This is a genomic window from Bradyrhizobium sp. AZCC 1693, assembly GCF_036924745.1.
Taxonomy (GTDB): Bacteria; Pseudomonadota; Alphaproteobacteria; order Rhizobiales; family Xanthobacteraceae; genus Bradyrhizobium.
The window spans coordinates 7,556,975-7,580,274 of sequence record NZ_JAZHSD010000001.1 but is presented as its reverse complement, the minus strand read 5'-3'; the positions used below and the strand labels follow the sequence as shown (position 1 = coordinate 7,580,274).

General features: G+C 62.4%; 25 protein-coding genes. 12 read left to right on the top strand and 13 right to left on the bottom strand.

Annotated features, from left to right (window positions below; all coding sequences use genetic code 11):
• Nucleotides 1-67: 67 nt before the first annotated feature.
• Nucleotides 68-856 (top strand): glutamate racemase, encoded by a 789-nt coding sequence (gene murI, locus V1293_RS35960; RefSeq protein WP_334516526.1) that lies wholly within the window; start codon nt 68-70, stop codon nt 854-856.
• A 45-nt stretch (nt 857-901) separates the two neighbouring features.
• Here murI and V1293_RS35955 read toward each other — a convergent pair whose 3' ends face one another.
• Nucleotides 902-2,149 (bottom strand): serine hydrolase domain-containing protein, encoded by a 1,248-nt coding sequence (locus V1293_RS35955; RefSeq protein ID WP_334516525.1) that lies wholly within the window; start codon nt 2,147-2,149, stop codon nt 902-904.
• Nucleotides 2,150-2,354: 205 nt separating this feature from the next.
• Nucleotides 2,355-2,648 (bottom strand): serine hydrolase, encoded by a 294-nt coding sequence (locus tag V1293_RS35950; protein ID WP_334516523.1) that lies wholly within the window; start codon nt 2,646-2,648, stop codon nt 2,355-2,357.
• 173 nt (nt 2,649-2,821) lie between these two features.
• Between V1293_RS35950 and V1293_RS35945 the strand changes: the two genes are divergently transcribed.
• The 4 genes from V1293_RS35945 to rpsD all read left to right on the top strand — a co-directional run bounded on the left by V1293_RS35945 (nt 2,822) and on the right by rpsD (nt 5,874).
• A complete protein-coding gene (locus tag V1293_RS35945) occupies nt 2,822-3,601 on the top strand; it encodes an HpcH/HpaI aldolase family protein (RefSeq protein ID WP_334516522.1) in 780 nt (259 codons plus the stop codon).
• A 72-nt stretch (nt 3,602-3,673) separates the two neighbouring features.
• Nucleotides 3,674-4,060: a cupin domain-containing protein gene (locus V1293_RS35940; protein ID WP_334516521.1), complete on the top strand. Its 387-nt coding sequence runs from the start codon at nt 3,674-3,676 to the stop codon at nt 4,058-4,060.
• A gap of 110 nt (nt 4,061-4,170) precedes the next feature.
• The gene (locus V1293_RS35935; protein ID WP_334516520.1) at nt 4,171-4,950 is read left to right on the top strand and encodes an acyltransferase; all 780 of its coding nucleotides are present in this window, start codon (nt 4,171-4,173) and stop codon (nt 4,948-4,950) included.
• Between the two features lie 306 nt (nt 4,951-5,256).
• Complete coding sequence (rpsD, locus tag V1293_RS35930) at nt 5,257-5,874, top strand: 30S ribosomal protein S4 (protein WP_247779621.1); 618 nt, start codon at nt 5,257-5,259, stop codon at nt 5,872-5,874.
• Between the two features lie 79 nt (nt 5,875-5,953).
• On the opposite strand, the gene V1293_RS35925 is transcribed toward rpsD, so the two are convergent.
• Both V1293_RS35925 and V1293_RS35920 read right to left on the bottom strand, forming a co-directional pair.
• Nucleotides 5,954-6,346, bottom strand: a complete 393-nt coding sequence (locus V1293_RS35925; RefSeq protein ID WP_334516517.1) for a type II toxin-antitoxin system HicB family antitoxin — start codon at nt 6,344-6,346, stop codon at nt 5,954-5,956.
• Nucleotides 6,347-6,403: 57 nt separating this feature from the next.
• Nucleotides 6,404-6,592 (bottom strand): type II toxin-antitoxin system HicA family toxin, encoded by a 189-nt coding sequence (locus V1293_RS35920; RefSeq protein WP_334516515.1) that lies wholly within the window; start codon nt 6,590-6,592, stop codon nt 6,404-6,406.
• A gap of 128 nt (nt 6,593-6,720) precedes the next feature.
• On the opposite strand from V1293_RS35920, the gene V1293_RS35915 reads away from it, so the two are divergent.
• A complete protein-coding gene (locus tag V1293_RS35915) occupies nt 6,721-7,788 on the top strand; it encodes a threonine aldolase family protein (protein WP_334516514.1) in 1,068 nt (355 codons plus the stop codon).
• 6 nt (nt 7,789-7,794) lie between these two features.
• Here V1293_RS35915 and V1293_RS35910 read toward each other — a convergent pair whose 3' ends face one another.
• Nucleotides 7,795-9,438: a glycoside hydrolase family 17 protein gene (locus V1293_RS35910; RefSeq protein ID WP_442894391.1), complete on the bottom strand. Its 1,644-nt coding sequence runs from the start codon at nt 9,436-9,438 to the stop codon at nt 7,795-7,797.
• A gap of 227 nt (nt 9,439-9,665) precedes the next feature.
• On the opposite strand from V1293_RS35910, the gene V1293_RS35905 reads away from it, so the two are divergent.
• Nucleotides 9,666-11,084 carry a GH1 family beta-glucosidase gene (locus tag V1293_RS35905; RefSeq protein ID WP_442894324.1) on the top strand — a complete coding sequence of 473 codons (1,419 nt, stop codon included), beginning with the start codon at nt 9,666-9,668 and terminating at the stop codon, nt 11,082-11,084.
• A gap of 23 nt (nt 11,085-11,107) precedes the next feature.
• On the opposite strand, the gene V1293_RS35900 is transcribed toward V1293_RS35905, so the two are convergent.
• Nucleotides 11,108-12,412, bottom strand: a complete 1,305-nt coding sequence (locus V1293_RS35900; protein WP_334516510.1) for a serine hydrolase domain-containing protein — start codon at nt 12,410-12,412, stop codon at nt 11,108-11,110.
• Nucleotides 12,393-13,676 (bottom strand): serine hydrolase domain-containing protein, encoded by a 1,284-nt coding sequence (locus V1293_RS35895; RefSeq protein WP_334516509.1) that lies wholly within the window; start codon nt 13,674-13,676, stop codon nt 12,393-12,395. The genes V1293_RS35900 and V1293_RS35895 overlap by 20 nt, the downstream gene beginning before the upstream one ends.
• 197 nt (nt 13,677-13,873) lie before the next feature.
• Here V1293_RS35895 and V1293_RS35890 point away from each other — a divergent pair, with 197 nt between their 5' ends.
• Nucleotides 13,874-15,190, top strand: coding sequence for an ISNCY family transposase (locus V1293_RS35890; protein ID WP_334506553.1), 1,317 nt, complete (start codon nt 13,874-13,876; stop codon nt 15,188-15,190).
• Nucleotides 15,191-15,280: 90 nt separating this feature from the next.
• Here the strand turns inward: V1293_RS35890 and V1293_RS35885 are convergent, their stop codons facing one another.
• A complete protein-coding gene (locus V1293_RS35885; protein WP_334517063.1) occupies nt 15,281-15,838 on the bottom strand; it encodes an O-acetyl-ADP-ribose deacetylase in 558 nt (185 codons plus the stop codon).
• Nucleotides 15,835-16,173 carry a Grx4 family monothiol glutaredoxin gene (gene grxD, locus V1293_RS35880; protein WP_108516906.1) on the bottom strand — a complete coding sequence of 113 codons (339 nt, stop codon included), beginning with the start codon at nt 16,171-16,173 and terminating at the stop codon, nt 15,835-15,837. Before grxD ends, V1293_RS35885 begins: the two co-directional genes overlap by 4 nt.
• 291 nt (nt 16,174-16,464) lie before the next feature.
• On the opposite strand from grxD, the gene egtB reads away from it, so the two are divergent.
• Nucleotides 16,465-17,715, top strand: coding sequence for an ergothioneine biosynthesis protein EgtB (gene egtB, locus V1293_RS35875; RefSeq protein ID WP_334516507.1), 1,251 nt, complete (start codon nt 16,465-16,467; stop codon nt 17,713-17,715).
• A gap of 48 nt (nt 17,716-17,763) precedes the next feature.
• The gene (egtD, locus tag V1293_RS35870) at nt 17,764-18,735 is read left to right on the top strand and encodes an L-histidine N(alpha)-methyltransferase (protein WP_334516505.1); all 972 of its coding nucleotides are present in this window, start codon (nt 17,764-17,766) and stop codon (nt 18,733-18,735) included.
• A gap of 48 nt (nt 18,736-18,783) precedes the next feature.
• Here the strand turns inward: egtD and V1293_RS35865 are convergent, their stop codons facing one another.
• From V1293_RS35865 to V1293_RS35855, 3 genes are all read right to left on the bottom strand, one after another.
• Complete coding sequence (locus V1293_RS35865) at nt 18,784-19,083, bottom strand: hypothetical protein (RefSeq protein ID WP_334516504.1); 300 nt, start codon at nt 19,081-19,083, stop codon at nt 18,784-18,786.
• Between the two features lie 518 nt (nt 19,084-19,601).
• Nucleotides 19,602-20,780 (bottom strand): low temperature requirement protein A, encoded by a 1,179-nt coding sequence (locus tag V1293_RS35860; protein ID WP_334516502.1) that lies wholly within the window; start codon nt 20,778-20,780, stop codon nt 19,602-19,604.
• A gap of 27 nt (nt 20,781-20,807) precedes the next feature.
• A complete protein-coding gene (locus V1293_RS35855; RefSeq protein ID WP_334516500.1) occupies nt 20,808-21,062 on the bottom strand; it encodes a BolA family protein in 255 nt (84 codons plus the stop codon).
• 186 nt (nt 21,063-21,248) lie between these two features.
• On the opposite strand from V1293_RS35855, the gene V1293_RS35850 reads away from it, so the two are divergent.
• Nucleotides 21,249-21,608: a DUF427 domain-containing protein gene (locus tag V1293_RS35850; RefSeq protein WP_334516498.1), complete on the top strand. Its 360-nt coding sequence runs from the start codon at nt 21,249-21,251 to the stop codon at nt 21,606-21,608.
• A 57-nt stretch (nt 21,609-21,665) separates the two neighbouring features.
• Here V1293_RS35850 and V1293_RS35845 read toward each other — a convergent pair whose 3' ends face one another.
• Entirely contained in the window at nt 21,666-21,839 is a 174-nt protein-coding gene (locus tag V1293_RS35845) for a DUF1328 domain-containing protein (protein ID WP_025590829.1), read from the bottom strand.
• A gap of 190 nt (nt 21,840-22,029) precedes the next feature.
• Here V1293_RS35845 and V1293_RS35840 point away from each other — a divergent pair, with 190 nt between their 5' ends.
• Nucleotides 22,030-23,214, top strand: a complete 1,185-nt coding sequence (locus V1293_RS35840) for an acyltransferase family protein (protein ID WP_334516497.1) — start codon at nt 22,030-22,032, stop codon at nt 23,212-23,214.
• The last annotated feature ends 86 nt before the right edge of the window (nt 23,215-23,300 follow it).

Here is a 23,300-nt window from a genome sequence, read left to right as displayed (position 1 = left end):
GTCCGTGACCCCGCCGGCAGCCCGTAAAGCAACCCAACGGTAACCGCAGATCGGCTAAGGTCGCAGCGTGTCAGCCCCGCCCACCATCCTCGTCTTCGACTCCGGCCTTGGCGGCCTCACGGTGTTGCGCGAGATCGTCCGCGCCCGGCCCGATGCGCATTACGTCTATGTCGCCGACGATGCGTTCTTTCCCTATGGTCATCACGGCGAGGAGGAAATCATCGCCCGCGTGGTGCCGCTGGTCGGCGAGTTGATCGCCCGCCACGCCCCGGCTCTGGTGGTGATTGCCTGCAACACCGCTTCCACGCTGGTGATGTCGCACCTGCGCAGCGCCTATAGCGTGCCGTTCGTCGGCACCGTGCCTGCGATCAAGCCGGCCTGCGCCAGTTCGAAGACCAAACGCGTCTCGGTGCTCGGCACCAAGGGCACCGTCAAGCGCGAATACACCAGGCGCCTGATCGATGATTTCGCGCAAGGCTGCGAAGTGACGCTGGTGGGATCGGCGGAACTCGCCTCGCTCGCCGAATCCGCCCTCAGCGGCAACGACGTGCGCGACGAGGATATCGCAGCCGAGCTTGCCCCCTGCTTTGTCGGAAATGGCGAGGATCGCACCGACACCGTCGTACTGGCCTGCACCCACTATCCGCTGCTGCTCGACTGGCTGACGAGGCTCGCGCCCTGGCCGGTCGACTGGATCGATCCGGCACCCGCCATCGCCCGGCGCGTGTCCGACCTGCTCGGGTCTCCGGGCCGGGAAAACGATCAGGCCGGGGCCAAGATCATCTTCACGTCGCGGCGGCCGCACACGCTGAGCCGGGCGCTGATGCCGTTTTTCGGCGGGCGCGTGCTGGCGTAACGAAGGCCGTGGCCGGCATAAAGCCGACCCGGCATTGCAAGCTTTCTACCGCTCGGCAGTGACAAGCTGATAGGCGCCGCGCTCGAACGCGTCGCAGACGGCCAGCGCCTTGGCGTCTGCGAATGGCAAATACTGCATCATGATCACGCCGGCGATGCCGCGCGTCGGATCGATCCAGAAGAACGTGTTGTTGATGCCGCCCCAGCTCAGGCTGCCGGGCGAGCGCTTGCCGGCGACCTGATCGGCCGTGATGAGGAAGCCGAGCCCCCATTTGTCGCGTCCGTCAGCGATGAAGGTGAAATCGGCGCTCCGCGGCAGCGCGCTCTTGAGTGCAGGGACCGAGACCGCGCCGATGTGGTTCTGGCCCATCAGCGCCACCGTCTCGGCCTTGAGCACACGCACCCCGTCAAGCGCGCCACCATTGAGCAGCATGCGCACGAAGCGCCCGTAGTCATCAGCGGTCGAGGCGAGCCCGCCGCCACCGATCGGCGCCGCGATGGTGAGCCCGAGCTGCGGCTTTTGCAATTCTATCGCGCCATCCATGCGCGCACCGGCGCGCTGCTGCTGAGCAACGAGGCGCGTACCCTTTGCCTCCGGCACGTTGTAGGAGGTGTCATCCATCTTGAGCGGGGCAAAGATGTGCTGGCGGAAATAATCCTCGAGCTTTTGGCCGGACACCACTTCGACCAGTCTGCCGACGACATCGGTGCTGGTGCTGTAGTGCCAGCGCTCGCCGGGATCGAACAGCAGCGGTCCGCCGAATGGATAGGTTTCGCCGGCACGCGGCTTCAAATCGCGCCAGATCTCGCTGGTGAACGGATAGGCCAATCCGGACGTGTGCGTCAGGAAGTGCCTGACGGTCGGCGGTCGCGATGCCGGGCGAACCTGGTAGGCGCCGGTCGCCTTATCGAACGATTCAATAACTTTCAGTCCTGCAAGCTCCGGCAGGTATTTTTCGGCCGGGTCATCGAGCCCAAGGCGGCCCTGCTCGATCAGTTGCATCAATGCGACAGAAGTGACCGGCTTGGTCATCGAGGCGATACGAAACAGCGCGTCTGATGTGAGCGGCCGCCCGGTCTCGACGTCGGCGACGCCGAATGCGCTCTGATAGAGCACCCGCTCGCGATCGGTGATCAGCGCGACCACGCCCGGCACATCCTTGCTCTCGACCGCGCCGCGCAGGCTGGTGTCGAGAGCCGCACTCGCGCGTGAATTTTGTGCGTTCGCGGTGCCGGCCAATGCGACAACGGCAGCACTTAACGTAAAGACCATTCCGGCAGCCTTTCGATTCATGGAAGCCTCCCTGTTGCGCGGAGCCCGGGTTTCTCCCGCGCTCTTCTGCCGAGGCTATTCTTTGCTATGACGGCGATGGGCACGCCGCTGCCTCGACCTGTCGCGCCGTGACATTAGCACTGGCCATGCGCCGAGTCCCGCGTGCGCTCAATTACGCGTTGCGTCAGCGAGAGCAACGGCGGACTGCTCGCTCTGCTTGTGGGCACTAGCCCATTTGCCGGCCCACCATCCGTCCAACTTCCGCAAAGATGGCTTCGAACTGCGGCGGTGTGGGCGAGCCACCTTGCGCATAGGCGCAAATCAGGACTGGCCCGCCAGCCTTTGGCCATGCGATCGCGATGTCGCCGGAGGCGTCCTTGCCGTTGTTGCCGGTCTTGTCGCCGATCTTCCAATCCTTCGGCAGGCCTCCGCGCAGGCGATTGTTGCCGGTCTTGCAGCCCACCATCCATTCCGTGAGATGTTGACGCGAGCCCGGCGACAGCACATCGCCGAGCATCATGGAAGTATCCTTCGAACTGAAGCTTCGGATTGCGTTGCTGGCCGCTTGCGCCGGAATCATGACGCGACGATCGCGGTACGCTAAAAACAATGTGTCTCGATACGCCACGAATTCGTCCATAAGCTATCGCCCGCCGGGTTATCTATCGGTCTTTGATTTAAGGAGTTTCCGCCTTGACCTCCGCAAAACCTGCGCCGCTCAACCGCCTGCGCCAGCTCTGGCGGGAGGGACGCCCGACCTTCGGCGCGATCGCGACCATTCCATCGATCCAGACCGTGCAGATCATGGCGCGTTCGGGGATCGACTGGATCATCGTCGATCTCGAACACGGACCGATCGATCTCGGCTCGGCGCACGCGATGATCACTGCCACCGCAGGCACGCCCTGCGTGCCGATGGTGCGGATTGCCGCCAATGAGCCGTGGCTGGCGAAAGCACCGATGGACCTCGGCGCGCTCGGCATCAACTTTCCGATGATCTGCAGCCGCGCCGACGCCGAAAAGGCCGTGCGCAGCGTGCGCTACCCGCCGAAGGGCGACCGGCTGTGGGGCCCGTTCCACGCGCCGTTCCGCTGGGGCGTTTCGATGGCCGATTACATGGCGACCGCCGATGACGACATGATCTGCATGATCACCATCGAGCATGTCGAGGCGGTCGAGCGCATCGACGAGATCATGGCAACCCCCGGCATCGACCTCGCGGTGATCGGCCCCGGCGACCTCGCCACGTCGATCAACAAGCGCGGCCTGCCCGACGATCCGGAAGTCGTGGCGCTGATGAAGCGCGCGGAGGAAGGGATCCTCAGGAGCGGCGTGCCGATCGGCGGCGTCGCCCGCACCGCCGAGCAGGCCAACCGGATGATCGAGCGCGATTACGTGGCGCTGGCGCTCGGCTTCGACTGGTCGCTGTTCCAGCGCGGCATCGCGGCGAGCCTTGACGGGATCAAGCGATAGACCTCGTCGCCCGTGCGGCCGCTTCCTGTGCTGCGCGGGCGCTGCTAGACTTTCACCACAGGGAGAAAATGCATGATCAAGAAAATTCTGCTCGGACTGATCGTCGTCGCATTCGCCGGCGCCGGTGTCGCCATCGCCCAACAAACCGGCATCAAGCGCACGCCGCTGCAAAAGCTCGATTTCCCGGCCGGCTACAACACCGTCACCGCGATTGCGGAAGTTCCCGCCGGCGGGGCCGCGGGCCGCCATACCCATCCGGGCGCCGAAACCGGCTATGTCCTCGAGGGTGAGCTCGAACTTTTGATCGACGGCAAGCCGCCGATGAAAATCAAGGCAGGCGAATCCTACCAAATCCCCGAAGGCGCAATTCACGACGCAAAAGCCGGCGACAAGCCCTTCAAAGTGCTCGGGGTTTACGTGGTAAAGGCTGGTGAACCGCTGGCCAAGCCTGCGCCATAACGCGATCTCGCTGGCGTCAAATTGCCGGGTTCGTGCTAGATGCTGGCAGGCCGCCGGGGCAGTCTGCCGGCTTTTCTGATTTGCTTGTTGCGGAAACCCTGAGCGGAGCGATGCGCGGAACGGTTCGAAAAATCACACTACCGCGCCGCCTGGTCGCCGACCTGATGCACGCATCGATTCGCGTGCCCTTTGTTTCGCTCACGCGGCCGCTTCATATCCGCGCCCTGCAGGAAGCCCGCGCGCAGGCCGCCCAGCGGCCCGGCTGGGCCGCGATCTTCGTCAAGGCCTTCGCGCTGGTGGCGAAGGAGCAGCCGGTGCTGCGCACGCTCTACGTCAAATGGCCGATGCCTGCGTTTTACGAGCTGCCGCGCAGCGTCGCGATGGTGGCGATCGCCCGGATCGAGGATGGCCAGGATTGCGTGCTGCCGCAAAAGGTCGCCGCCCCGGATGAAATGCCGCTTGCCGAGGTCGAAGCCCTGATCCGGCACGCCAAGGAGGCGCCGATCGACGAGGTGCCGGCGTTCCGGAAGATTTTGCGAACCACCCGGCTGCCGCTGCCGCTGCGCCGCCTGTTCTGGGCGATCGGGCTGAATTTCGGTCGCCAGCGGGCCAATTATTTCGGCAGTTTTGGCGTCACCTCGGTGGCCGCCTATGGCGCCGGTCAGCTCCATGCCATCAGCCCCGGGCCGTTTGTCCTGAGCTATGGGGCGGAAAAGCCTGACCAGACCATCGACGTCGTGCTGCGCTGGGATCACAGGGTTACCGACGCCGCCCCGATGGCCAAGGCGTTGAACCGGCTGGAACAGGTGCTGAACGGTGAAATTGCCGCCGAATTGCGGGCAAACCGGCAGCAAACCGAGCCAAAACCGGTCCGGGCGGTCGCGACCTGACAGCCTCTTGGCCGTCATTCCGGGGCGATGCGCAGCATCGAACCCGGAATCTCGGGATTCCCCGGTGTGCAATTGCACACCTGAGGTCTGGTGCTAACGCACCATCCCGGAATGACACCCCTTCGTTGACAGAACGACGGTTTCTCCTTAAGAACCCGCTTGCTCGCGGGCCGGTTTCGGCCCGCGTTGCGTTTCGCGACCCGTGGTCTTCCCCGAGCTTTCGAGGCGGACCTGTCGGCCCCGGCCATGCCGGTGCACAGGAGGGCGCGTTTCCTCAACACTCAAACTCTTAAACCAGAGGACGCGATGACAAAGCGCAGTGAGGCGAAATACAAGATCGATCGCCGTATGGGCCAGAATATCTGGGGCCGCCCCAAGAGCCCCGTGAACCGCCGTGAATACGGCCCCGGCCAGCACGGCCAGCGCCGCAAGGGCAAGCTGTCCGACTTCGGCGTACAGCTCCGCGCCAAGCAGAAGCTCAAGGGCTATTACGCCAACATTTCCGAGCGCCAGTTCCACGGCATCTATGTCGAGGCCGGCCGGATGAAGGGCGACACCGGTGAAAACCTGATCGGCCTCCTGGAGCGCCGTCTCGACACCGTGGTCTATCGCGCCAAGTTCGTCGCCACGATGTTCGCCGCCCGCCAGTTCATCAACCACGGCCACATCAAGGTGAACGGCCGCCGCGTCAACATTTCGAGCTACAAGCTCAAGCCCGGCGACCTCATCGAGATCAAGGAATCCTCCAAGCAGCTCACCCCGGTCCTGGAAGCGAGCCAGCTCGGCGAGCGCGACGTGCCCGATTTCATCGAAGCCGATCACGGCAAGATGACCGCGAAGTTCACCCGCATCCCCGCGCTGTCGGACGTGCCGTTCGCGGTGCAGATGGAGCCGCATCTGATCGTCGAATTCTATTCGCGCTGATCGGCTTTTTTGGTTCCGAGATATCAAAGGCCCCGGTTTTACCGGGGCCTTTTTTGAGATTCAAAGGTCGATCGCCGTGTCAGATCGCCATTGCCTTCTTCGCCGCCTGGGCGAGAAAGCCTGAGCGCGTGAATCCTTCCCGCTCGGCGTAGCGATCGATTTGATCGAGCACGTCGGCCGGCATCGTCACGTTGATTCGGACGCTCTTTACGTCCGCGGCGGGCGCCGCGATGAGCACGGCAACGCCATCCTTGTTCTGCGCATCCTTCATGATCTCTTCGAGAGAGCTCGGTTCTGGCGCCGCTTCACCGTCCGCCGCCAAACCTTCAAGATGCAGTGCCAAAGCTTCTGCGCCCATATCGCGGGCTTCATCGAGAGTCTTGCCGGCGCTGATCACACCGGGAAGGTCCGGAAACGAAACGCCGTAGTCGCTGCCCGGCTCTTTATGGATCAAGGCGATGTACTGTCGCATTTTCTATTCATCCTCTGCTGCTGGCAGGGCGGGCCGCTGGCCCCATTTCCTATTCGTCTACTTCAGCTTCAGACCGGCTTGCTTTTCGATGCTTCTGAATGTTCCGGTCGGGATATCTCTCCGCGGGTGAGGTACCGTCACCCGCCCCGGTTTGGTCGGATGCTTGAACTGGACATGACTTCCTTTTTGGGCGACCTGCACCCAGCCATCCGCCTCCAACGCGGAGATTATGCCCTTTGAATTCATGAGTATTTATACACACTTTTGTTTGTGACTTCAAGCGTATAAATACACACCAGAGCGCTCCCTTGACGACGGACGCCAGACACGCGCTTTTGCCGGCCAATAACAATGTGAGTGAAAGAGAATCCTCCATGCACTACACCCCTGCCCCGCGCGATCCCAAGGCCGATCCCATCCGCATCAACCTGCTGTCGGATACGCAGACGCGCCCCACACAAGCGATGCGCGAAGCGATGGCGCGGGCCGAGGTCGGCGACGAGCAGATCGGCGACGACCCGACGGTGAACCTGCTCTGCGAGCGTGTCGCCGACCTGCTCGGCAAGGAGGCGGCCGTGTTCATGCCGTCGGGTACCATGTGCAACGTCGCGGCGACGCTGGCCCATTGCCGGCCGGGCGATGAAATTCTGGCCCATGCCAGCGCGCATATCATTGCCCGCGAAGGCGGCGCGCATGCAGCCCTTGGCGGCTTCCAGATCACGCCGCTGCCGGGCGACGACGGGCAGTTCACGCCGGAGGTCTTTCGCGCAGCCCTTCATCCGCGCTCGCGTTACCAGCCACCACAGACCGTCGTCAGCGTCGAGCAGACCGCCAATATCGGCGGCGGCACCATCTGGAAGAAGAAGGCGCTGGATGAAGTGGTCGAGATCGCAAAGGCCAATGGGCTCATCACCCACATGGATGGCGCGCGGCTGTTGAACGCCTGCATCGCGACAAAAATATCGGCGCGCGATATGGCCGCGGGCTGGGATTCCGCCTGGATCGATTTCTCAAAAGGCCTGGGCGCTCCGATCGGCGGCGTGATTGCGGGTTCGCGCGCCTTCATCGACGATGTCTGGCGCTGGAAGCAGCGGCTCGGCGGATCGATGCGGCAGGCCGGCATTTGCGCTGCGGCCTGTATTTACGCGCTCGACCATCACGTCGACCGCCTCGCCGACGATCACGCCAATGCGCGGGCGCTGGCGCGCGGGCTGTCCCAGATCAACGGTGTCGAGGTGCAGCAGCCCGAAACCAATCTGGTGTTCTTCAGGCCTGACGGCGCCGGCGTCGCCGGCGACAAAATGGTCGAGGCGTTGCGCAAGCGCGGCGTGCTGCTCGCGATGATGGATGGCCGCATTCGCGCCTGCACGCATCTCGACGTCAGCGCTGCGATGATCGAGGAGACGGTCGGCATCGTGCGCGAGATCGTGCGCGGGGCGTGAGCCTGCTCAGGCGATAGCAACAGTGCGCGCCCGCCACAGCGCACTGCCGAGCAGCAAATAGATCGCCCCGGTCCACATCGCCTGCCAGTTCTCGAACCCTTCGTTGAAGACGACATAGACCGCCGCCATGGCGAATAGTCCGGCAAACACGGCCTCAGACAGCGGCCGCTCGCCCGATTTCGAACCGTTGAGGAACGCCAATGTCCAGAACGGCACCACGGCCATGGTCAGGGCCGCGAATGGGAAATCGCGCCAGCGCGCGTCGAATATCAGGCTGAGCGCGGTTTGCACGGCAATGAGCGTCGTCACGATCAGCGTGATGCCCAGCATGTTGGCCATAAAGAATGGGGTCAGGCCCTTGGGCGGCCCCAACACTTCAAGAAACGACGGAAGCCAGCGCCCCGACGTCAGCGCGTAAGTTGACAGCAGCGGCGCTGTCACTGCCGCCGCCAGCAGAAAGCCCTGAATCAGCCAACCGCCGAGCCCGTAGCTTTCGTGGAGCATCTTGTCGGCACTTACGCCCAGCAGGATTCCGCCAGTGGTCGCGGACATGGCGACCGCGAGCCACGATGCCAATGGCGTCGGCGACGGCCGGCGCTTGAGGGTGAACAGGGCTACTCCGAATACCCCGACGCAAAGAATTAGCCCGCTTGCCATTTGCAGCTTCCAGAACGGATAGTTGCTGATGGCCACCCCGGCCGGATATTTCAGCTTGCGTTCGGTCCCGTCGAACAATCCCCAATAGCCACCCACCGTTCCTTCCCAGCGGCGCTTCCACGGCTCGTCATAGGCCTCGAAAAAATTGACGCGAAAATTGTTCTGTCTGGCCCGCTCGAGAATCTCGGAAATGAAACGCGCCTGATTGACGCGGGAAGCCAGCGCGCCGTCGCGCATCCGCCCGTGGCTCGGCCAGCCGGTCTCGCCGATCAGGATCTCCTTGCCGGGAAACGCTGCCACCACCTGCTTGCGCATGTCATCGACATGCGCGGCCGCCTCTTCGGCGCGCGGCGGAACGTCCTCCCAATAGGGCAGGAAATGGGCGGTGACGAAATCGACATCCTCGGCTACTTCGCGGTAGCGCAGCCAGAATTCCCAGACATCGGCGTAGGTCACCGGCACGTTCACGCGCGGTTTGACCGAGCGGATGATTTGCCGCAGGTCGGAGGCGGTCATCTCTCCGCGCAGCAGCACTTCGCTGCCGACGATGATCGCCGCGACCGTGCCGGGATGATCCTTCACCAGCGAAACCGCGATGTCGGCGAGCTGGGCGTTCTTGACGCGATCGCGTCCGATCCAGACGCCGAGCAAAACCTTCAATCCGACCTTCGACGCAAGCTCGGGCACCTTGTCGAGCCCGTTGTCGATGGAATAGGTGCGGATACACTTGGAGACCTTGGCCAGTTCAGCCAGATCCTCCGCGATCTGCTCCGGGCGGACGATCAGCGTCGGATCATGCGGCGTCTGATCGCCCCTGAACGGCGCATACGAAACGCACTCCAGCTTCGCCGCGCCATCGATCGGCGCGCGCGCCAGCGCCACCGGCGTGGCCAGCCACCACCAGACCGCGGCAATGATACCCAGCGATACGAATAAAAGCGCCAGCGGCGTGCGAAAGCCGATCGTCCTGCTCCCCCAAATCAGTGAATGGATAAGCCAATTTAACGGCGAGCGGCAGACCTGTCGACCCGCCGATGCACCTGTTGCACAATTGCACCGAGACACGGAAGCAGTGATATTAGGCTTGCTGCAAACAAGAAGCATCAAGACTGAGCCTTATTTTGCTCAAGATTGATCACGACTCGGCGAGTGAAATGATGCCATTCAAGAGATTTTCCCGGCGCCAATTTGGCAGGATTGCAGGCTGGTCGGCGCTTGGAATGTCGATGCTGTCGGGCGGGTCCGGACTGGCCCAATCGGACACTGACAACGGAACGCGCAATCGAACAACCTCTTCCGGTTTTCCGAACGGCTTTCTGTGGGGTACGGCGACCTCGGCCTATCAGATCGAGGGAGCCGTGAACGAAGACGGCCGCGGTCCGTCGATCTGGGACCGCTTCGCCCAAACGCCCGGGACCATCTCTGACAACAGCAACGGCGATACCGCGACCGACCACTACCATCTCTACAAGGAAGACATCCGGCTAATGAAGGCGCTGGGCACAAAGGCCTATCGATTCTCGATTGCATGGCCTCGCGTCTACCCGGAAGGAGCCGGCTCGCCAAATCCAAAGGGTCTCGATTTCTACAACCGCCTTGTCGACGAGTTGTTGGCGAACGGCATCCAGCCGTTCGCGACGCTGTATCATTGGGACCTGCCGCAGGCGCTGCAAGACCGGTTCGGCGGCTGGACCTCGCGCGATACGTCAAAGGCATTTGCGGATTACGCAGCCCATGTCACGGGGCGCCTGAGCGACCGCGTGAAGCACTTCTTCACCATCAACGAATGCTCCAGGCTCGTCCATCTCGGTCATGAGTTTGGCGCTGATGCGCCGGGGCTCAAACTATCCCCATCGGACGTGAAGCAGGTCCGGCACAACGTCGCGCTGGGGCACGGTCTCGCGGTTCAGGCGATCCGGGCCAATGGACAGGCCGGAATCAGGGTCGGTCCGGCGGAGAATGCCGTGAGCTGCATCCCGGCCATCGAAACGCCTGCGAACATCCGCGCAGCCGAGATCGCGACGCGCGAGCTCAACGCCGGCTATCTCACCGTGATGTTCGAGGGAAAATACACCGATGCATATCTCGCGCAGGCCGGCAAAGATGCTCCAAAATACACCGCCGAAGATCTGCGCATCATCTCCTCCCCGATCGATTTTGTCGGGCTGAATGTCTACATGCCTGACCATTACGTCGTTGCTGCCGACAACGAACGCGGCTTCACTCTGGCGCCATTTCCCAAATCGTTCCCGCACATGAAGGCGGCCTGGCTCAGGCCCGCCCCCGAGGTCATGTACTGGGTGCCGCGCCATGTTGCAAAACTGTGGAACGTGAAGTCGATCTACATCACCGAGAACGGAACGTCGGGCAGCGACCCGCCGACCGCGGACGGCACCATCTACGACGTCGATCGCATCATGTACCTGCGCAATTATCTGACGCAGTTGCAGCGCGCGACATCGGAGGGCGTGCCCGTGCTCGGATATTTCCTGTGGAGCCTGATGGACAATTTCGAATGGTCGGATGGATATGAACAGCGCTTCGGCCTCTACCACGTCGACTTCGAGACCAAACGCCGGACGCCCAAGCTGAGCGCGGCTTTCTTTCGCGAAACGATCGCGCGAAACGCGGTGGCGTAATCAGGCGATCGTCAAATCCTTTATCAATCCTTGCGCAGGCCCTTGCCCAGCGCCTCAAACATCATGGTCTTCAGCGCCAGTTGGATCCGCCCGCCTTGCGTAGGCGCCTGCACCATGAAGACAACGAGCATATCGTCCTGGGGGTCGACGAAATAGAAACTGCCGCCCGCACCGTCCCAGCGGTATTCGCCGAGCGGCCATGTCGTATTCGGCGGCGGCGATGTACGCACGGCAAAGCCAAGACCAAAGCCGCTGCTCGGACCCGGGAAATAGAAGGGATCGTGAATGATCCCGGTCTCAGGCCCGATCTGATCCGACGTCATCAGCGCGACTGTCTCGGGCTTGAGGTAGCGCTTGCCGTCCAGTTCGCCGCCGTTCAGCAGCATTTGCAGGAAGCGGGCGTAGTCGCCAGCCGTCGAGACCAGACCCGCGCCGCCGGATTCCCAGCGCCGCGCCACTGTCGGCTCCTTGATTCCGGCCACCCGAAGACGATCGACGGGAAATGGCTGGGCGACGCGCGGCCACTTCGCCTGATCCGCGACGTAATACGCGGTTTCAGACATGCCGAGCGGATCGAACAATCTTTGCTTTTCGAATTGAAATAGCGTCTGCCCCGAAACCACTTCGACGACACGGCCGAGCACGTCGGTCGAATGGCTGTAGTTCCAGCGCGTTCCGGGCTGGTCGGCGAGCGGCAGTGTCGCGATCCGGTCGGCGAATTCGGCATTGTCGAAATCGCCGGCGTACAGTTGGGGGTTGGCGTAGAGCTTCTGCACCGCAGTTTCGCCGAAGAAGCCGTAAGTGATACCCGACGTGTGCCGCAACAAATCCCTGATCGTGATCGGGCGTTTCAACGGCTCGAGCTTGAGCGGATACTGTCCGGCTTCATCGGAAAGATCGACGCCGACTTTTGCATCCGCAAAGGCGTGAATGTATTTCGACACGGGATCATCGAGGGAGAGCTTGCCGTCGTCGACCAGCATCATCGCGGCAACCGAGGTGACGGCCTTCGACATCGAATAGATCTGGAAGATGGTGTCCGGCGACATCGGCTGGCTGGACGCGGGGTCTCGCACGCCGAAACTTTCGAGACAGACCGGCTTGCCGTGCTGCTGGATCAGCAGGACTGCGCCGGGAATCTTGGTGGTCGTGATCTCGTTGCGAACGTAGTCGCCAAACTGGTCAAGGGCCGCGCGTGAAAAAGTGGGCGCGTGCGGCGCTTTCGGCTCGGCCCGCACTTCGTGCGGCCGGCTGCCGACCAAGGAAACCGCGAGCGCCGCCACAACGAGGCAGCGCCCTGCGGCGCCGTTAATTCTCCAGCGCTTCATAGACCAACTGTTTCAGCGTCCGCTGGACGCGCTGGCGTTCTGTCGGCGTCTGCTCCAGCACCACGAAAAACATATCCTGCTTACGGTCGACCACCATATAGCAGCCGGCGGCGCCGTCCCATTTCAGTTCGCCCAGCGATCCCGGCGGCGGCGGCTTGGCGTTGCCGGGATCGGTGCGCACGGCAAGCCCAAGCCCCATGCCGAAACCGTCGCCCGGAAAATAATAGTGATCCCGCGCAACACCAGAGTCCTTGCCGGCATGGTCCGATGCCATCAGTTCGAACGTCTTCGGGCTGAGATAGGTCTTGCCCTCGAACGTGCCGCCATTGAGCAGCATCTGCGCAAATTTCGAAAAATCCGACATGGTTGAAACCATGCCGCCGCTGGCGGATTCCCACTTCTGGCGAACCTCGGTCCTGTACAGGCGGCCGACGCGGAAATCACTGTCGTTCGGCACCGGCTGGGCGAGCCGCTGCAGCCGCTCCGGTTCGGTAACGAAGAAGCCGGTGTCGGTCATGCCGAGCGGATCGAGCAGCTTTTCCTTTTCGATCTCGAGCAATGATTTGCCGGACACGATCTCCATGATCCGCGCCAGGATGTCGGTGGAATGGCCGTATTGCCAGAGCGCGCCCGGCTGGTTGTGCAGCGGCAGCCTGGCGATCCGCTCGGCGAATTCAGCGAGGTCGAATTCGCCCGCGTAGAGGTTGGCCTCCTTGTAGGCTTTGCGCACCAGACTGTCGCCGTAGAAGCCGTAGGTGATGCCGGAGGTATGACGCATCAGGTCGAGAATGGTAATAGGCCGGGTCAACGGCACCAGTTCGAGCGTCCTGGTGCCGTCCTCGGCCTTTTTCTCCACGCCGACCTTCATATTGGCGAAGGAGGGAATGTACTTCGAGACGGGATCGTCGAGCTTGATCTTGCCGTCCTGGATCAGCTGCATCGCCACAACGGAAGTGATCGCCTTGGTCAGCGAAGACAGGCGGAAGATGGTCTTGTCAGTAATCGGCGTCTTGGACACCACGTCCTGCACGCCGAAGGTTTCGTGATAGACCGGCTTGCCGTGCTGCTGGATCAGGACATTGGCGCCGGCGATCTTGCCGGTCGCCACCTCGTTCCCAAAGAACTCGGTGATCTTCGCAAGCTTGTCCTTGTTGAAACGCGCGCCTGCGGGAATATCGAACGTGCCTTCGGCGCGGGCGGACGACAGCGTGGCGAGCACGAGCGCGCCGAAACCCAGCACACGCAGCATTCCTGATGAATTCATTGGACCCCACCCCTCTCCCCGGAATTCGCCGGAGAGTGTAGCGGCGGCTTGTCAGTCGACACAAGGGCTGCCGAAGGTGTCTGTCAGTAGCGCGTGATCTGTCGTGTGTTTGTAGCTCGTGAAGTGTCGTGTTTTTGGTGCCCTGGAACAAAGGGGGCACGATGGGCACGGCATCCATTCACGAGGGTGTACGACGGATGCGGTTTTCGGATTTGCTGGATCGGACGGAGGCGAAGGAACTGACGCAGGTGGCCGCGGCTGAGCTTCTCGGGATCAACGTGCGGACGTTTCAACGTTGGGCGGAACGCTATGAGGCGGAGGGCGATGACGGGCTTGTCGACCTCCGTATGGGGCGGCGATCGCCGCGGCGCGCGCCGGAGGAAGAGCTTGAGCGGATGCTGGGGCTGTTCCGGGACAGGTACGCGGACTTCACGGTGAAGCACTTCCACGAGCAGCTGCAAAAGCGGCATGGCTATGTGCTTGGCTACACGGTGACGAAGCTGGCCTTGCACGCGGCGGGCTTGGTGCGGAAGGCGCCGAAGCGTTCGGCGCACCGCAAGAAGCGTCCGCGCCGGCCGCTTCCGGGCATGCTGCTGCATCAGGACGGGTCGCGCCACGCCTGGATCGAAGGTCTGCCGGCGATGGACCTGATCGTCACGCTGGACGATGCGACGAGCGAGATCTACTCGATGTTTCTGGTCGAGGAAGAAGGCACGGCGTCGACGTTCCAGGCCTTGGGCGAAGTGATTGGCGGGCGCGGCCTGTTCTGCGCGCTCTACACCGATCGCGGCAGCCATTATTTCTACACCCCGAAGGCTGGCGAGAAGGTCTCGAAGACGCAACAAACCCAGGTGGGACGGGCTTTATCGCATCTTGGGATCGAGCATATCGCAGCCTATTCGCCGGAGGCGCGCGGGCGCTCCGAGCGGATGTTCGGCACGCTGCAGGGCCGGCTGCCGAAGGACCTGCGGCTCGCCGGGATCAGGACGGTCGAAGCCGCCAATGCGTGGCTGAGGGCGCATTACATGGCCGAGCATAACGCGGCGTTTGCGATCAAGGCCGAACAGCCGGGCACGGCGTTCGTCGCCGATCGCCACGAGGCTTGGCGCGAAGCGCTGTGCGTGATCGAAGACCGAACCGTCGCCAACGACAATACGATCGCATGGAACGGTCGGCGGCTGCAGCTGCCGGAGAGCCGGCTCAGGCCCCACTTCGTCAAAGCCCTGGTGCGGGTCCATGAGTATCCCGATGGCACCGCGAGCGTGTTCCTTGGCCCGCACCGATTGGCGACGTTTGCCGCCGACGGACACCAGATCAGCCCCGACGCGCCTCAGCCTGGCAGCGTGCTCGGAGCCGTCAAGGACAAGCCCTTGCGGGCGCGCAAGCGCGCGTCCTTGACCGCCCCTGCGCGCGCCGCCGTCGAGATAGCGCGGGTCGGGGCGGAGAAACGGGCTTCAAGTCGAACAAAGAAACCGACCAGGAGGGCTAACCCGGCAGCAATATCCGTGGCATGACCAACCCGGAGGAAACCGTCCACGCCTTCCGGCTCCTCCGAAACTCAACAACGAAGGCGACAGATCACGAGCTACAAAAATACGACAACTTCACCCGCTACGGACAGGGCTGCCGAAGGTGTCCAATGCCGCCTGATGCAACTGGGCGCTGGCATCGGAGAAGCAGCAGAAGATGACTTGCGTCACTGTGGGTGCAGCCGCGAGCGCGTCGACGACGGTCTGGACTGCGATGCCGGCCGCGCGTTCGGCGGGGAAGCGATAGACGCCCGTTGAGATCGCGGGAAAGGCGACGGAAACAAGGCCGTCCTTCTGGCACAATTCGATCGAGCGACGATAGCAGGAGGCAAGCAGATCGTCCTCGCCGAGCGTGCCGCCATTCCACACCGGCCCAACCGTGTGGATCACATGCTTGGCCGGCAGGCGGTAACCTTGGGTGATCTTGGCGTCGCCGGTCTTGCAGCCGTGGAGCATCCGGCACTCGGCCACGAGTTCCGGCCCCGCGGCACGATGGATCGCGCCATCGACGCCGCCCCCGCCAAGGAGCGACGAATTCGCCGCGTTGACGATGGCGTCAACGCGCAGCGTGGTAATGTCGGCAACCCTGACTTCCAGCCGCGCCTTGCCGATCTGGCGCGCGAGCCCGCTCAGGCCGAGGCCGCCGCGCTGACGGTGACGCCCTTGTCGGCGAACAGCTGCTGCAATTCGCCGGCCTGGAACATCTCGCGGATGATGTCGCAGCCGCCGATGAACTCACCCTTGACGTAGAGCTGCGGGATCGTCGGCCAGTTCGAATATTCCTTGATGCCGTTGCGAAGCTCGGCGGATTCCAGGACGTTCAGGCCCTTGTAGCCGACGCCGACGTGGTCGAGGATCTGCACCACCTGGCCCGAGAAACCGCACTGCGGAAACTGCGGCGTGCCCTTCATGAACAGCACGACGTCGTTCGACTTCACTTCGTTGGCGATGAATTGTTCGATGCTCATATTCGCTTCCTTTTGGGGCACAGCGCCCACGGGCCCGGCTCGTCCCGTGTAACCCGTTTACTTGCCATATATGTAGCCCAAACCGTTGTGCATCCAAAGTAAAATGGGGGGCATCGGGCATGCCCCGGCCCGCTTGAGGCCCCCCGGGACGGCCCGCGCTCATAGTCTGACGGCATCAATATCATGCCGGGGGAAGGCTTTTTTCCCGGAACGGAGCCCCTATTTAGGACGGACTGCCCGCCGGGAACCAGTTTCCCGGACCAACGTTCTCTCCCTTGACCGGAGACACCAGTGACGAAACCAGTAGCCGCCGCCGAGTTCGCGACATCAGCCCCGTCACTTTTTTCCGATTCAGGCACCCTCGCCCAGAATCTGGTGGAGGCCTATCTGGCCGTCCGCGGCGAGACCGAGCGCCGGGCCGCACCCTTGAGCCCGGAGGACCAGCTCATCCAATCGATGCCGGACGCCAGCCCGGCCAAATGGCATCGCGCCCATACCACCTGGTTCTTCGAGCAATTCCTGCTCGGCGAGCACTGCGAGGGTTACCAGCCCTTCCACCCGGACTACGCGTTTCTATTCAATTCCTATTATGTCAGCGCAGGACCGCGGCACGCCCGTCACCAGCGCGGCCATTTGACCCGCCCGAGCGCGGACGAGGTCACCGCCTATCGCCGGCATGTCGACGCCGCCGTGGTCAAGTTCTTCCAGAACGCCGGCGAAGAGCGCCTCGCCAAGCTCGCCCCCCTGGTCGAGGTCGGCCTCAACCACGAGCAGCAGCATCAGGAATTGATGCTGACCGATATCCTGCACGCCTTTGCGCAGAACCCGATCCCGCCGGCCTACGATCCATCGTGGCGCTTCCCGGCTTCGCACCGTTCGGCCGAGGAATGGGTCACCCTCAACGAGGGCATCCACACCGTAGGCCACAGCGACGACAGCTTCCATTTCGACAATGAAAAGCCCGCGCACCGCGCCCTCGTCGGCCCGGTCAGGCTCGCCCGTAACCTCGTCACCAATGCCGAATGGCTGGCCTTCATGAAGGACGGCGGCTACGGCACGGCCACGCTGTGGCTGATGGACGGCTTTGCTGTCGCCACCAACGAGGGCTGGCAGGCGCCTGGCCACTGGCGGCAGGTCGATGATGAATGGCGGATCATGACGCTCGGCGGATTGCAGCCGATCGACCCTTCAGCCCCGGTCAGCCATGTCAGCTATTACGAGGCGGACGCCTTTGCGCGCTGGGCCGGCCGGCATCTGCCGACCGAGATGGAGTGGGAAGTCGCCGCCCGCGCGGGCCAGCTCAACGACGCCTTCGGCATCGTCTGGCAGTGGACCCGCAGCGCCTATTCGCCCTACCCCGGCTACCGCGCCATCGAGGGGGCGCTGGGGGAATATAACGGCAAGTTCATGGTCAACCAGTTGGTGCTGCGCGGCTCCTCGCTTGCAACTCCACCCGGCCACAGCCGTATCACCTATCGCAACTTCTTCTATCCCTTCCATCGCTGGCAATTCACGGGGTTACGCCTCGCCGATTACGCCTGAAATTTCCGATCATCGAAGCGCGCCGGAAAGCGCGTTCAGGAGAGTATCATGAATGTGCACGCCGCCGCTTTGGCCCAAAGCTACCCGTTTGATGAGCAGACATCCGCCTTTGCCGGCGACGTGATCGGCGATCTCTCGCAATTCCCCAAGCGCCTGTCGCCGAAATATTTCTACGACGCCGCAGGCTCCGAGCTGTTCGAGCAGATCACGGTGCTGCCGGAATATTATCCGACCCGCACCGAGCTCGGCATTCTGCGCAGCCGCGGCGACGAGATCGCTTCCATCATCCCCAAGGGCGCCGCGCTGGTGGAATTCGGCGCCGGCGCCACCACCAAGGTCCGCCTGCTGCTGGAGCGCTGCGATTTCGGCGCTTATGTCCCGGTCGACATTTCCGGCGACTTCCTGAATGCGCAAGCCGGCGGCTTGCGCAACGATTTTCCCGAGCTCGGCGTCTATCCGGTTGCCGCCGATTTCACCGCGCCGTTTGCCCTGCCGGCCGAAATCGAAGGGATGCCCAAGGTTGGCTTCTTTCCGGGATCGACGCTCGGCAATTTCGAGCCGCACGAAGCGCTCGGCTTCCTGCGCAGCGCGCGCGAGATTCTGGGCGAAGGCGCGCAGATGATCATCGGCGTTGACCTCGAGAAGAACGAGCGGGTGCTTTACGATGCCTATAACGATGCCGCCGGCGTCACCGCGCGCTTCAATCTCAACGTTCTGGTCCGCATCAACCGCGAGCTTGGCGGCAATTTCGACGTTTCCGCCTTCATGCACCGCTCGGTCTATAACCGCGAGCGGCATCGCATCGAGATGCACCTGATCGCCAAGAAGGCGCAGACCGTGCGCATCCTCGGGCGGAATTTTTCATTCCGTCCCGGCGAAAGCATCCACACCGAGTCGAGCTACAAATACAGCCTTGACCGCTTCACCGTACTGGCGGGCGACTCCGGCTGGTCGGTACGGGAATCCTGGACCGACCGCGACCGGATGTTCTCGGTTCACGCGCTGGCGGCGTCAGCCTGAGGTGCGGGCGCAAGCTTTGCAGCTCACGTCTTTGCAGGTCTTTCCAATTCACGTCTTGCAGTCCGATCTCCTGCGCTCCGGTCGCATCCTTCGCGAAGGAGCGATCCGGGGCGCGGCGGATATCCAGTCATCGAATAGTCGGTCCGCACCCAGCAGCCACGCGTGAATGATCCGCCACTTGTCCTGTCCGCGAGACTGGAAGTCCAACAGCGGCGATCCGGTGTCCTGCAGTTCGTGGAAGAACTTCAATGAGTCTTTTCCAGTGGGCCTGTCCTGCTCGATCGACTGCGTCAAGATCCAGCGATCCCACTCCTGAATAATGCGTACTCTTGCTTCACTTTGTTTCATAGGCGCGTATTCCCACCCACAGCACGTCCGTGGGCACTGAGTGAATCGCGCTGGTCAAGGTCGGATGGAAAGGTGCTACGCCGCCGCGCGTCCCCACACCTTTGCCGCGCCCACTATAGACAAACTTCTTAACAAATCTTCATCTTTATCGAGCCGCCCGCAAAACGCTCCATCTGTGCTCCCGTTTGCCCTTCGAAACGTCCAACTTTTGACGCGGACTCAGTCGAGTTTCTGCGGCAGGCTCGGCTAGGGGTCAGTTCGTGCCAGGGGATATCAGTCATGGGAAATGCGTATCCAACGTCCGGCCAACGGAGGGAATTTTCCAGCTCGTCGTCCGTTTCCGCGGACTCGGCTTGGGATCAAGAGGCGGACGCCGAACGGGCGTCCCTCATCGAGGAGAACGCCAGGCTGCGGGCGCTTGTCGTGCAATTGTCAACTCTCGTTCTTCGAAACGTCGTCGATCAGCACAACACCTCGCCAATCGTGCCGGTCAGGCGATCGCTGCCTGATTAAAGGCGCTACTCTGCCGGATCGGATTGCAGCGAGATCGATTCCCACACCGCGACCGCGATCATGATCGCGGTGGTCAGGATCGACAGCATCAGCGGCGACAGCTCGCTTGCGAACCAGGCCAGCACGCCGAGCGCAATAATGCCGACCCCGTGCGAGAGCTGAAGGAAGCCGCGAAAGCTGTGCTTGAACAGGATGGTCCCGAACAGAAACAGCAAGGGACCTCCGATCGCGCTCATCACTGTCTTGGGATCGGAATGCCCGCCCGGGTGCTTCAGCACCAGTTCATCGGCCACCGCGGCGACGATGATGCCGGCCACGATCGGCATGTGCAGATAGGTATAGGCGAGACGCGCCAGCCTTCCCGGTTCGCTCGATCTTGATATCTGCTCGGAGCCGGCTTCCGCACCGATGTGGAAATAGATCCACCACATGGCGATGCTGCCGGCCAACACCGAGGCGAAGGCGGCAAGGCTTTCGGCCGACCAGACAAGCTCGGCAAATGTTGCGCCCGTCACGACAACGGATTCGCCAAGCGCGATGATGACGAAGAGCGCGCAGCGCTCGGCCATATGGCCGCCTTCGATCACCCAGTCTGCGACGGAAGACGCGCCATATCGAGGTATCCAGAACCGCACCGCCGGCGAAATATATTCGATGACGAGCGCGATCGCCCACAGCAACAGCCGCGACTGACCTTCCATCACCCCGCCGGCGATCCAGAAGATTGCCGACACCGAAAGCCAGGCGGCGATCCGGATGGCATTCATGCGTGCCCGCGGGCGCGACGGCGGCGTGGACACCCACAGAAATATCGTCTTGCCGACCTGCATCGCCGCATAGGCGATGGCGAACCACAATCCTCGCGCTTCAAACGCGGCCGGGATCGAGGTCGACAGCACCAGCCCGCCCAGCATCATCGCAAACAGCAGGAGCCGGACCGGGGTCTTTTCGGGATTGAGCCAGTTGGTGATCCAGGAGGTGAAGACCCACACCCACCACACCGCGAGAAACAGCAGCGTGACCTGCAATACGCCTAACGGCGTAAAGTGCGCGAGCAGCGTGTGCGAGATCTGCGTAACCGCAAACACGAAGACGAGATCAAAGAACAGCTCCGCGTAGGTGACGCGGCTGTGCTGGTGCGGCACGATCGCGCGAAACATAGCGCCGTGCGGATTGTCCGTCATCGGTGCCCCTGCGTGGTTCGTCGGGGCCTAGCCCTTCGGCACTCCGGGTCCGTCAGGTACCCCGGTCTGCAGCGCCAGCGCATGCAGCAAGCCACCCATCTGCCCCTTGAGCGACTGGTAGACGATCTGGTGCTGCTGCACGCGCGACTTGCCACGGAAGGATTCCGAGATCACGGTCGCGGCGTAGTGGTCGCCGTCGCCTGCGAGATCGCGGATCGTCACCTCGGCATCGGGGATAGCTGCCTTGATCATCGATTCGATATCGTGGGCGTCCATCGGCATTTCCAGGATGTCTCCGTCAGGTGTTTCGAATCACGGCCGGCTCGCGCGACCGTGACGGCCGAACCTAGCGCGTGCGCTCTTCTAGGTCACGCCTGGCGGCACTATATTCCCGGTCCGATCGTTTGACACTGTGAGATGCGGTCGCGCCCGATCATTTCGGGCTGACCGAAAAAGAGGCTCAAAATCATGAAATTGCCCGGTCCCGACCATCCGATCACGATTACGGCAAACCCCAAGCGCGTCCGGGTCTCGGCCGGCGGCGTGGTCATCGCCGATACCACCCACGCGCTGACCCTGAAGGAAGCCAGCTATCCGGCAGTGCAATATGTGCCGCGCGAGGATGCCAATATGGCGCTCCTGGCCCGCACCGAGCGGACCACGCACTGCCCCTACAAGGGGGATGCGAACTACTTCAGCATCAATGCCAACGGCAAGAGCATCGAAAATTCGATCTGGACCTATGAGACGCCCTTCCCGGCGATGGCCGAGATATCAGGCCATCTGGCATTCTATCCAGACAAGGTGACGATCGAGGAAGTGGCGTAGCGACGTCATTCCGGGGCGATGCGACAGGATTGAAACCCCGGAATGACGGGCACGTAGCTACGCCCTGAATATCGTGAGCCCGAGGATCAGCAGCACCAGGAAGATCACGACGAAGACATAGAACAGGAAGCGGGCGATGTCGGCGGAGGCCGCCGAAATGCCGGTGAAGCCGAGAAGGCCGGCAACGATCGACACCAGAAAGAAGATCAGCGCCCATTTGAGAATTGTCATTGCGTGCTCCGGGGCCTCTGGGGCACGCCCATGGCGGCCCATCAATTCACCAGTTCTAACGGGGGGTTGCGCTGCCGGTTCCGAAGCAGCCTGGTAGCGGAAGAGCGGCTCGTCAGTGCCCGATTTGCCCTTGCTGAATCGGGTTCCCGGCTGCAACATTTGACACGAACAGCCTGGCTGGGAGGCGCGCATGACATCGATTTCCGCCGTGGGGCATGCCGACGTGAGCGCGGTGCCCAAGGCCAAATCGCGAAACCTTTCGCTTGATCGCGCCCGCACCTTCCTGACGCTGGTGGTGCTGCTGCATCACGCCGTCATCCCCTATACTTATTTCGGTCATACCGATCCGAAGTCGTTCTTCGGCTTCGATATGATCGTGCTCGCCACCGACAGTTTCTTCATGGCGATGTTCTTTTTCCTGTCGGGACTGTTCGCCTGGTCCGGTATTGCCCGCAAGGGACCGCTGAGCTATTTGGCAGATCGCCTGCTTCGGCTTGGCCTGCCGTTCGTGATCTGCGCGTTCACGGTCATTCCGCTCGCCTATTACGCGATTTCCCTGCGGCACCATCCCGAAATCGGCTTTTCGGAATACTGGTGGAACATGATCACGAAGGGACCGTGGCCGAGCGGGCCGATCTGGTTTCTCTGGGTCTTGTTCGCCTTCGATCTGGTTGCCTGCCTGCTGTACCCGCTGTCGCCGAATCTGCTCGATCCGATCAATCGCCTCTCGCTGCACGGCCGCCGCCGGCCCGCGGTGTTCTTCGCGGTCATGCTTGCTGTCACAGCGGCGTTCTACGTTCCCGGGCTGATGCGTTATGGACCAAGCAGCTGGTTCGAGTTCGGGCCGTTCTCGGTGCAGCACGGGCGCGTGATGCTCTATGCTAGCTACTTCTTTTTCGGTGCCGGCATCGGCGTTGCGCAAATCGATCGCGGTCTGCTCTCGGCAGACGGCCGGATGGCGAAGGTTAGCTGGGACTGGATGGTGCTGGCGATCGTTCCGTATTGCCTGCTCTGGGTGCTGATCTTCATCAAGCGCGAAATACTGGGAAATCCGTCGCCGCTGCCGAACTGGTATGAGGGGCTCTATGCCATCTGCTTCGCTGTCTTCAGCGTGGCCATCATGTTTCTGATCCTGGCCTTTTTCCAGAGGTTCAGGCAATCAGGCTCAGCCAAGCTACTCGATCCGATGCAGGCGGACGCCTACGGCATGTTCCTGGTGCACTACCCGATCGCGCTGTGGCTGCAATACTGGCTGTTCGATTACGACCTGCCGGCGATCGTCAAGGCCACGATTGGATTCGTTCTGACCGTCGCGTTCAGTTGGGCTTTGACGCGAGCGTTGCGGCAGATCCCGGGCGCGACGAGGGTGCTGTAGACAACCGTCATTCCGGGGCGATGCGAAGCATCGAACTACGATGCGCAATTGCGCATCGGAGAATCTCGAGATTCCCTGGTGCGCAA